The sequence below is a fragment of the Streptomyces aureus genome (assembly GCF_001418135.1).
GTDB classification, from domain to species: Bacteria; Actinomycetota; Actinomycetes; order Streptomycetales; family Streptomycetaceae; genus Streptomyces; species Streptomyces aureus_A.
In genome coordinates this window covers 1-9111 of the sequence record NZ_LIPQ01000507.1, presented here as the reverse complement: position 1 = coordinate 9111, position 9111 = coordinate 1, and the positions used below count along the sequence as shown (strand labels likewise).

The window sequence follows — 9111 nt, the reverse complement described above, 5'->3', positions numbered from 1 at the left end:
ACCGGGCGCCCGGTACTCCGTACACCATGGTGATGCGGGCGATGTGGCAGGCACTGGGGGAGACCATCGGCACCGACGTCTCCTGGGTGCCCTCGTACCCGCAGCTGCTCCGTGGCGCGGGCCTCGTGCCCGTCGCCGCCGAGATCCATGTGCCGCCGCTGCTGGCGGGGAGCCCGATCAGCCGTTTCTGGGCGGACACGTGGGAGCGCAGCAGGGCGCCGATGCTGGCGACCGGTCTGGTCGACGACGCGGCCGTCGACGCGGCGATCCGGTACCTGGGATCAGACGAATGCGCCGCGCTCTCGGCAGGCATGCTCACGGCCTGGGGCCGGAAGCCGGGGGAGAGGCTGTAACCGTCGGTCCGCCGCGGCCGCGGTGGGGTGCGCGTCGGCTGTGTTCTCGGTGGTGAACACCAGCTGTGGGGGCGGCACTTGGGTCACGACGGTCGCGGCCGACGCCGTGGGGTCGAGGCCCTGGCCCGCGCCGTCGGTCGTGGCGAGGGGCCCGCCCCCGCCCCGAAAACGGTGCCGCGGACGGCGGGGCAGCCGGCCCGTGGTCGCTGCGGATCACCTTCCGGGTTCGGTGAGCCGCCGGCCGGCCCGCCGGTGACGCCCTGCCCGCACCGGGGGAGTCGTGGCCGCCGCGCGGCCGGCCGGGGTGCTCACCCGCCGGGGGTGATCGCGTCCAGGCCCTTGGCCAGGTCTTCGGAGTTCATGACCGGCGAGTAGTGGACCTTGGCGTTGAGCTTGAGGAAGAAGGGCTCCGAGATCTTCGGCAACTGCGACGGATCGGCCAGGTCGAAGAACAGGTACGCCGTTCGGCAGCCGCTCTCGACCGTGAAGTAGGCCGCTTCGGGACGGATGTCCCGGAGGGCCTCCTCCATGATCGTCCGCAGCATGCCTGCTCGGATGGCCTCGTTCGAGGCCGGGGTGTCCATCTGTACCTTCAGGAGCATGCGCATGATGTCGCTGCCTCTCCCGACCGGGTGGGCGTGCGCGCCGGCTACGCCCTCGACACCCGGACGCGCTCAGTTCCAGCGTCCTCCTTCCCCTCCGCCGTGACCACTCGGCGGGCCGGGCCGAGCACCGGCCGCCGGTCCCGGGGAGCGGGTTCCGTGGGGGTGGAGGCGCCGGCCCGCAGGCGCGCCGGGCCGGGTGTCACGGGCGGACCGGCGGGCGACGGACCGCGGAAGTCCCCGGCCCGGCACCCCCGTACCGGTGTCGCTTCGAGGCCGGGCGGCCGACCGGCCCCCGCGGCCGTCGCGGCGTTCCGGCGGTGGGGTCCGTCGGCCGGTCTACCGCGTGGCGGCGTCCAGCGCGGGCTCGATCCGCCCCAGCAGGCCCGGCCAGCCGCGCCCCATTCCCTCGAAAGCGGCCCGGCCGAGCGGCGAGTCGAGGTCGAACCCGGCGTGGTCGAGGAAGAGCCGCGTACCGGTCCCTTCGGCCTCGAGCCGCCAGGTGACGGTGGTGTCGAGGGTTCCGGGCGCGAAGCTGTAGCTGAGGAGCCGCTCCGGCTCCACGGCGAGCACCTCGCACTCCTGGTGGCCCCACTGCCCCATGTCCAGGGTGAACCGGTGCCCCACCTCGGCGCGGACGTCCCCGGCGGCCCACCAGCGCGCGTGCAGGTCGGGGTCGGTGAGCGCCCGCCAGACGGCCTTGGGCGGGTGGGCGATGAACTGGTCGCCGTGGATGGTCCGGAGTTCGGCGGTCATGGAGATTCGTCCTCGGTTCTTGTCGCTGTCAGCTCTCGCCGCTGTCAGCCTTTGTCGCTGTCGCTGTCGCTGTCGCTGTCGCTGTCGCTGTCGCTGATCTCGTCGAGTACGTCGCGCAGGGCGCCCATGCGGGCGCGCCAGTAGTGCTCGAACGGGTGGAGCCAGTCGCCCACTTCGGCGAGCGGCCCCGGGCGCAGGTGGTAGTAGCGATGGCGCCCGCGGGGCTCCTCGTGCACCAGCCCGGCCCTCTTCAGTACGGCGAGGTGCTCGGAGACGGCCGGGCGGCTGAGGGAGAACTCCCCGGCCAGCTCCCCGGCCGGGCGTGGTCCATCGATCAGCCCTTCGAGCAGTTTGCGCCGGACCGGATTGGCCAGCGCGCTGTAGACGTCGACGGTCGGCATGCCGACAGGATGCGTCGGAGATCTCCGACGTGTCAACTTCTTCCGACATGTCGAGAGGGGCTGGAGGGAGCGGAGAAGGTGCCGCCGACGTGTGTCCGCCGACGCGCGAGGGGTCGTGTCCGGTGCAAGGCTGAGGGCGTACCCGGCGTACCCGGAACCGTGAAAGGCCTTCGCCATGATCACCACCGACTTCGTCCCCGGCTCCCCCTGCTGGCTCGACCTCGGCGCCCCCGACGTCCCGGCCGCCGCGGCCTTCTACGGCGGTGTGCTCGGGTGGGACTACGAGTCCATGGGGGAGGGGGAGGACATGGAGGGCGGGATGTTCCGGAACGACGGGAAGATCGTCGCCGGACTCGGCAAGCTCACCGAGAAGGGCGCGCGTTCGGCCTGGATGATCTACTACAGCGTCGCGGACGCGGACGCCACGACCCGGGCCGTGGAGGAGGCCGGCGGCACCGTGCGCGTCGCGCCGATGGACCTCGACGAGTGGGGTCGGATGGCGCAGTACAGCGACCCGCTGGGCGGTCAGTTCGCCGTCTGGCAGCCGGGTTCGAACAAGGGTGTCGAGCAGGTCGACACGCCGGGCTCGCTGTCCTGGACCGAGCTGTACACGAGCGACGCCGCGGCGGCGAAGCAGTTCTACGGCAGTGTCTTCGGCTGGCAGTACAGCGACATGCCGATGCCCGGCGGGGAGGGCACGTACACGGTCATCACCCCCGCCGGACTGCCCGAGGAGCGCATGCACGGCGGCCTCATGCAGGTGAGTGAGGCGGACCTCGCCCTCGCGCACGGACGGCCGTACTGGCACCCCGTCTTCGCCGTCACCGACTGCGACGCCGCGGTCGCCAGGGTCACCGCGAGCGGCGGCAACGTGCAGATGGGGCCGGACGACGCGGAGGGCGTCGGACGGCTCGCCGTCTGCCTCGACCCGTCGAACGCCGACTTCGTCGTCCTGGCCCCGCCCGCCGGCTGAACGGCGGAGGCGGGGGTCGGAGAGGCCGGGAAGGGCCGGAGAGGCCGGGCAGGGCCGGAGAGCCCGGAGGAGCCGGACGGGCAGTGGGACTGGGCCGGGGCCGCGGGCTCAGCGGGCCAACTGGCCGTCCAGCCACCGCAGTACCTCCGGCGTCACCGGGTCGGTGATGTCGGCGAACTCCTCGTGCTTCTTGAGGAACTTGGCCACGTACGGGCAGACCGGCACGATCCGCATCCCGGCGGCACGCACGTCGGTCAGGGCCTCCTCGACCAGGATCGAGGCGAGGCCCCGGCCCGCGTAGGCGTCGTCGATCTCGGTGTGGAAGAAGACGCGCCGGTCGTCGCGGTCGCGGTACGCCGTGAGGCCGGCGCGCTGGTCGTCGACCAGGATCTCGTAGCGGTGGCGGGGGTCGACGCGGCGGACGACGGGGGTGGTTGCTGCCTGCTCGCTCATGACGTGCCTTTCGGGTCGAAGGGTGCGTACGGTCCGTGGGGTCCGTGGAGTCCGTGGAGTCCGTGGAGTCCGTGAGGTCTGTGGGTTCTGTGAGGTGCGGTGGTGCGTGGCTCAGGCGCGGGGCGGGTTTCCGCGGGGAGTGAGGGCGGCGTTCGGCAGGGCCGGGGCGGGGAGGCGGTCGCCGGGGTAGCCGTCGACGTGTCCGAAGCGGTCGGAGGCGCGCTCCCACTCCTCCCTTGCCTCGACGATGTCCTGGTTGCTGCGGCCGATGAAGTTCCACCACATGACGATCTCCTCACCGAACGGCGTACCGCCGATGAGGACCGCCCGCGCGGGGTGGTCGGACTCGTTCGTCAGGGTCAGGGCCTCGTGTCCGGTGTCGACGTAACCGAGTTCGGCGGGGCGGAGGAGCGTTCCGGCGAACCGGACGTCTCCTTCGTCGACGAGCAGGCCGTGCTCGTGGGCCGGGTCGACGGGAAGGACGACCGTGGCTCCGGGGTCGAGGAGGAGCTCGGCGCCGAGGAGCGGGGTGAAGGTGCGTACGGGGGAGGTCTCGCCGGCGAGCGAGCCGAGGAACACCCGGAGTTCGGCGCCGTCGAGCCGTACCGGCTTCGGGGCGTGGTGCTGGAAGTCGCGGTCGGCGTGGCGGTGTTCGTCGGGCAGCGCCACCCACAGCTGCACCCCGTGCAGGACCGTGGTGCCGGGGGTGGAGACCTCGGTGTGGCTGATGCCGTGGCCGCCGGTCATGAGGTTCAGTTCCCCGGGCCGTACGAACGCGTGGCTGCCCAGGCTGTCGCGGTGCTCGATCTCCCCGCTGAAGAGCCAGCTCACCGTCTGCAGGCCGGTGTGCGGGTGGGGGGCGACGTCCATGCCGCCGGACTCGGCGACCCGGTCGGGGCCGTAGTGGTCGGCGAAGCACCAGGCGCCGATCAGTGTCCGGGACCGCTGGGGCAGGGTGCGCCGTACGGTCATGGCGCGCGGCCCGCCCAGCGGGACGTCCCGCGCGGAGAGAATCTCGACCTCCGTGTCGCTCATGCCCGACCCCTCTCCGTCCGTTCTCGTTCCACGATATAGTTTCGCTTTCAACAACTATGGATGATCATAGCCCCAGAACCCGTGACGCGCACGGATTCCTCGAAGGAGCGCATGGTGAACGACGCGAACAACGACGTGAGCGACGTGAACGGCATGACGGACCGCCGACGCGTCTACCTCGACAAGCAGAGCCCCGCGGCCTACCGGGCGCTGGTCCACACCGCCGACGCCGTCCGCGCGACCGCCGCCGAGGCGGGGCTCGACCGGATCCTGGTCGAGCTGGTCAACCTCCGGGTGTCGCAGATCAACGGCTGCGCCTACTGCCTCGACGTCCACACCAGGGCCGCGCTCCGGGCCGGCGAGACGACCCGGCGCCTCGGCGTGCTCCCCGCCTGGCGGGACACCGAGCTCTTCACCGAACGGGAGCGCGCGGCCCTCGCCCTGGCGGAGGCCACGACCGCCCCGGCGGACGGCCTCGCGCAGGACCGGGCGTACGGTGCGGCGCGCGCGGTCCTGAACGACGAGGAGATCTCGGCGGTGATCTGGGTGGCGATCACCATCAACGCGTTCAACCGAGTGTCGATCCTGAGCCGTCATCCGGTACGCGACGCGGCCCCCGCCGCGGTCCCCGTCTCCGCCCCGCTCCCGGTCGACGCTACGGCCTGACCCACGCCGCGTCGGTGGCCGCCAGGCGTCTCGTGACGACGGCGGCCACCACCAGCAGGGCGAGAACCACGCCCAGGACGACCGCGAGCCCGGCGTCGAGGAGCAGGGCACCGGCGAGGGCGCCGAGGACCAGCGCGAGGACGGACAGGATCCGCCGACCGGGCCGGGGGCCGGCGCCGCCGGCGGGGGCGGAGTCCGAGGCCAGTCCGGTCAGCGTCTGGGTCAGCACGGTCGTGGTCAGGTCCGGCACACCGATGCGCCGGGCCACCGCGGTCTGCGTTCCCATGGCGAGGCCGAGGGCGACGATCAGGGTGTACCGGCCCGGCGTGCCCACACCGTCGCGCGCCACGAGGGCGGTGGCGAGCGCCGCCGCGACGAGCACCGCCTGCAGGGCGAGCGCCGAGGCGAGCAGTCGCCCGCGGTGCGCGGCGAACCGCGTGCCGAACCGGCCACCGGCCACCGCGCCGACGAGGAACGAGACCAGGGACACGAGCGTGGCGGGCACGGACAGGCCCTCGGCTCCCGCGAGGGCGAAGCCAAGGAGCGCCACGTTGCCGGTCATGTTGGCCACGAAGACCTGCCCGAGCCCCAGATAACTCACCGCGTCCACGAGTCCGGTGACCACGGTCAGCGTCAGCATGAGCGGCGGCAGCGGCCCGTGCCGGTCCCCCCTGGGCGGCACCAGCGTGTGAGCGACGTCGACCAGCAGCTTGCGCATCCCTCGGGCACTCCTTCCGCGACGGGGACCGCGGCCGGGTTCCGAGGCCCTCCTGTGGCGTACACCGGTTCGCTCCCGATCGCGTGCGTCGCCACGCCGGAGCGGTCCGCGTACCCTGTCGCGGCCCGCATCCCGTCGGTGGTGCTTTCGGGCGGTGTGGGAAACGTGCGGCCGTGTCCGTCGGCGGGGACGGGGCGTTGTGAGGGTGTGATCTCTACACGACGCATTTCCTCAGTTCTCGCCGTCGCCGCCGCCTTCTCGTGCCTCGGCGCGTCCGCGGCCCAGGCCGTCGCCACCACCAGCCCGCTCGGCCCGCCGATCAACCCGGTCAGCGAGCTCGACGCGCTCGCCACGACCGGGATCCCCGAGGAGTCCAAGGCGCAGTTCCCCGGCATCGCGGGTCAGCTCGGCGGGCTCAGCCAGGTGCACCAGGTGAACCAGCTCCACCAGCTCACCGACCTGGCCGCGCCGGCCACCGGGCTGCTGCCCGAGGTCTCCTGACCGGTCCTGCGGACGGACGAACCGGCATCGCGCGGACAGCGCGGTGCCGGTCTTCTGTTGCGCGGGTGCGGTCTGGTGTCACCAGCCGAAGCGGCGGTCGACCAGCGTGGCGAACTCCTCGAACGACAGGACGCGGTCGCCGTTCTGGTCGGCCTGGTCGAACAGGGCCGAGGCGTCGTCGTCGTTCCCCACGCCCCACGCCGGTATCACGCCCTGCGCGGCGAGGGTCGGGCCCTTGGCCCGCAGCGCGTTGATGACCTCGATGCGCGTCAGGCTGCCGTCATGGTCGAGGTCGAGCGCGTCGAAGAGGGTACGGGCCTTGTCGCTCATGATGTGTCCTGCTTCCCTGTGGCCGTGACCGGTGCATCGGCCGATGCGTCCCTGTGCAGAAGGACGCAGGGTTCGCCCCTCGCGTTGCCTGGGGCTCGTCGTCGAGCCTAGTCGCGTGGTGCGGGCGGGTGCGCGAGGGCGGTGGCGAGAGGTTGTCCACAGGTTTCCGCGGTGCGTCCGGGGTGTCCGTGGCGGCCGATAGGGTGGGTGAATGGTCCTTTCCGACGGTTCCGCCGTGATCTCCGAGGCAGCGCGGGTGCTCCACCGCGTCTTCGGTTACAGCTCCTTCCGAGGCGAGCAGCAGGAGATCATCGAGCAGGTCGTCGACGGGGGCGACGCCCTCGTGCTGATGCCGACCGGCGGCGGGAAGTCGCTCTGCTACCAGATCCCCGCCCTGGTCAGAGACGGCACCGGCGTCGTGATCTCGCCACTGATCGCCCTCATGCAGGACCAGGTGGACGCGCTCAGGGCCCTCGGGGTGCGGGCCGGATTCCTGAATTCGACCCAGGATCCGTACGAGCGGCAGGCCGTCGAGCAGGCCTTCCTCGCCGACGAGCTCGATCTGCTCTACCTGGCTCCCGAGCGTCTCCGCACCGAGGGCACCCAGCGGCTCCTCGACCGGGGCAAGGTGTCCCTCTTCGCCATCGACGAGGCGCACTGTGTCGCCCAGTGGGGCCACGACTTCCGGCCCGACTACCTCGCGCTGTCCATGCTCCACGAGCGCTGGCCCAAGGTGCCGCGGATCGCGCTGACCGCCACGGCCACCGAGGCCACCCACAAGGAGATCGCCGCGCGGCTCGGTCTGGAGGACGCCCGGCACTTCGTCGCCGGCTTCGACCGGCCGAACATCCAGTACCGCATCGTCCCGAAGAACAGCCCGCACAAGCAGCTGCTCGAACTGATCAGGACCGAGCACGACGGGGACGCCGGAGTCGTCTACTGCCTGTCCCGCGCCTCGGTGGAGAAGACCGCCGCCCTCCTCGTGGAGAACGGCATCGACGCCGTCCCCTACCACGCCGGAATGGACGCCCGTGCGCGCGCGGCGAACCAGGCCCGCTTCCTCCGGGAGGACGGAGTCGTCGTGGTGGCGACCATCGCCTTCGGCATGGGCATCGACAAGCCCGACGTGCGCTTCGTGGCCCACCTCGACCTGCCCAAGTCCGTCGAGGGCTACTACCAGGAGACCGGCCGCGCCGGGCGCGACGGCGAGCCCGCCACCGCCTGGCTGGCGTACGGCCTCCAGGACGTCGTCCAGCAGCGCAAGATGATCGACGGATCCGAGGGCGACGAGCAGCACCGGCGCGCCCTCGCCATGCACCTGGAGGCCATGCTCGCGCTCTGCGAGACGGTCGACTGCCGCCGCGTGCGCCTCCTCGCCTACTTCGGCCAGTCCGGTCGGCCCTGCGGCAACTGCGACACCTGCCTGACCCCGGCCGAGTCCTGGGACGGCACCGTCGCCGCGCAGAAGCTGCTGTCCACCGTGTGGCGGCTGGCCAAGGAACGGCGCCAGAAGTTCGGCGCCGGACAGATCATCGACATCCTCCAGGGCAAGAAGACGGCCAAGGTCATCCAGTTCGACCACGACGGCCTCTCCGTGTTCGGCGTCGGCTCGGACCTGGGCACCGCCGAGTGGCGCGGGGTCGTGCGGCAGCTCCTCGCGCTGGGGCTCCTCGCGGTGGAGGGTGACTACGGCACGCTCGTGCTCACGGAGGAGAGCGGTGAGGTGCTCGGTGGGCGCCGCACCGTCACCATGCGCAAGGAGAAGGCCCCGGCCGCCGCCTCCCGCAAGGAGTCCGGCGGACGCTCCGGGAAGGGCGCCCGGGTGCCGGTCGACCTTCCGGCGGCCGCGGTGCCGGTCTTCGAGGCACTGCGCGCCTGGCGGGCCGCGACGGCACGGGAGCAGGGCGTCCCGGCGTACGTCGTCTTCCACGACGCCACGCTGCGGGAGATCGCGACGCAGCTCCCCGCGACGGTCGCGGAGCTCGGCACCATCGGCGGTGTCGGCGAGGCCAAGCTGGCGAAGTACGCCGAGGGGCTGCTGGAGGCGCTGGCGGAGAGCGTCGCGGACGCCGCGGCCGCCGGATCGGGGACGGTGTCCGGTGCGGCTCCCGCCGCCGCGCCCGTCGGCGCGGCCGCCCCGGCCGTCCCCGTCGCACGGTCCGAGCGGTCCGCTCCCGCGCCTTCCGCGCCGGAGCACGGGGATCCGTACGACGAGGAGCCGCCCTACGACATGGACGGGACGGAGGAGCCGCCTCCGCCCTACGACGACTGGCGCTAGGTCGCCGGTGACGGCTCCCGCCCACCTACCCCCCCACTCCCGCAC

Annotated in this window: 11 protein-coding genes and 1 pseudogene; 5 read left to right on the top strand and 7 right to left on the bottom strand. The window is 72.4% G+C overall.

The features are described 5' to 3' along the window. Positions 1–353, top strand: a pseudogene (locus AOK00_RS32510) (SAM-dependent methyltransferase); the annotation flags it as partial. Between the two features lie 308 nt (positions 354–661). Here the strand turns inward: AOK00_RS32510 and AOK00_RS32505 are convergent. The 3 genes from AOK00_RS32505 to AOK00_RS32495 form a co-directional block, all read right to left on the bottom strand. Further along, entirely contained in the window at positions 662–955 is a 294-nt protein-coding gene (locus AOK00_RS32505; protein WP_437441460.1) for a hypothetical protein, read from the bottom strand. Between the two features lie 339 nt (positions 956–1294). Next, entirely contained in the window at positions 1295–1711 is a 417-nt protein-coding gene (locus AOK00_RS32500; RefSeq protein ID WP_055603756.1) for an SRPBCC family protein, read from the bottom strand. Positions 1712–1755: 44 nt separating this feature from the next. Beyond that, the gene (locus tag AOK00_RS32495; protein WP_055603755.1) at positions 1756–2112 is read right to left on the bottom strand and encodes an ArsR/SmtB family transcription factor; all 357 of its coding nucleotides are present in this window, start codon (positions 2110–2112) and stop codon (positions 1756–1758) included. 175 nt (positions 2113–2287) lie between these two features. Here AOK00_RS32495 and AOK00_RS32490 point away from each other — a divergent pair, with 175 nt between their 5' ends. Continuing rightward, complete coding sequence (locus AOK00_RS32490) at positions 2288–3085, top strand: VOC family protein (RefSeq protein ID WP_055603754.1); 798 nt, start codon at positions 2288–2290, stop codon at positions 3083–3085. A gap of 108 nt (positions 3086–3193) precedes the next feature. On the opposite strand, the gene AOK00_RS32485 is transcribed toward AOK00_RS32490, so the two are convergent. Together AOK00_RS32485 and AOK00_RS32480 are read right to left on the bottom strand one after the other, a co-directional pair. Continuing rightward, positions 3194–3538 (bottom strand): GNAT family N-acetyltransferase, encoded by a 345-nt coding sequence (locus AOK00_RS32485; protein WP_055603753.1) that lies wholly within the window; start codon positions 3536–3538, stop codon positions 3194–3196. A 111-nt stretch (positions 3539–3649) separates the two neighbouring features. Then, positions 3650–4573: a pirin family protein gene (locus AOK00_RS32480; protein ID WP_055603752.1), complete on the bottom strand. Its 924-nt coding sequence runs from the start codon at positions 4571–4573 to the stop codon at positions 3650–3652. A 111-nt stretch (positions 4574–4684) separates the two neighbouring features. Here AOK00_RS32480 and AOK00_RS32475 point away from each other — a divergent pair, with 111 nt between their 5' ends. Further along, positions 4685–5239 carry a carboxymuconolactone decarboxylase family protein gene (locus AOK00_RS32475; RefSeq protein ID WP_055603751.1) on the top strand — a complete coding sequence of 185 codons (555 nt, stop codon included), beginning with the start codon at positions 4685–4687 and terminating at the stop codon, positions 5237–5239. Here AOK00_RS32475 and AOK00_RS32470 read toward each other — a convergent pair. Continuing rightward, positions 5229–5957 carry a YoaK family protein gene (locus tag AOK00_RS32470; protein ID WP_055603750.1) on the bottom strand — a complete coding sequence of 243 codons (729 nt, stop codon included), beginning with the start codon at positions 5955–5957 and terminating at the stop codon, positions 5229–5231. The genes AOK00_RS32475 and AOK00_RS32470 overlap by 11 nt on opposite strands. Positions 5958–6164: 207 nt before the next feature. On the opposite strand from AOK00_RS32470, the gene AOK00_RS32465 reads away from it, so the two are divergent. After that, positions 6165–6458: a hypothetical protein gene (locus AOK00_RS32465; protein ID WP_055603749.1), complete on the top strand. Its 294-nt coding sequence runs from the start codon at positions 6165–6167 to the stop codon at positions 6456–6458. 78 nt (positions 6459–6536) lie between these two features. Here AOK00_RS32465 and AOK00_RS32460 read toward each other — a convergent pair whose 3' ends face one another. Next, a complete protein-coding gene (locus tag AOK00_RS32460; protein WP_055603748.1) occupies positions 6537–6788 on the bottom strand; it encodes an EF-hand domain-containing protein in 252 nt (83 codons plus the stop codon). Between the two features lie 211 nt (positions 6789–6999). On the opposite strand from AOK00_RS32460, the gene recQ reads away from it, so the two are divergent. After that, positions 7000–9066 carry a DNA helicase RecQ gene (gene recQ / locus AOK00_RS32455; RefSeq protein WP_055603747.1) on the top strand — a complete coding sequence of 689 codons (2067 nt, stop codon included), beginning with the start codon at positions 7000–7002 and terminating at the stop codon, positions 9064–9066. The last annotated feature ends 45 nt before the right edge of the window (positions 9067–9111 follow it).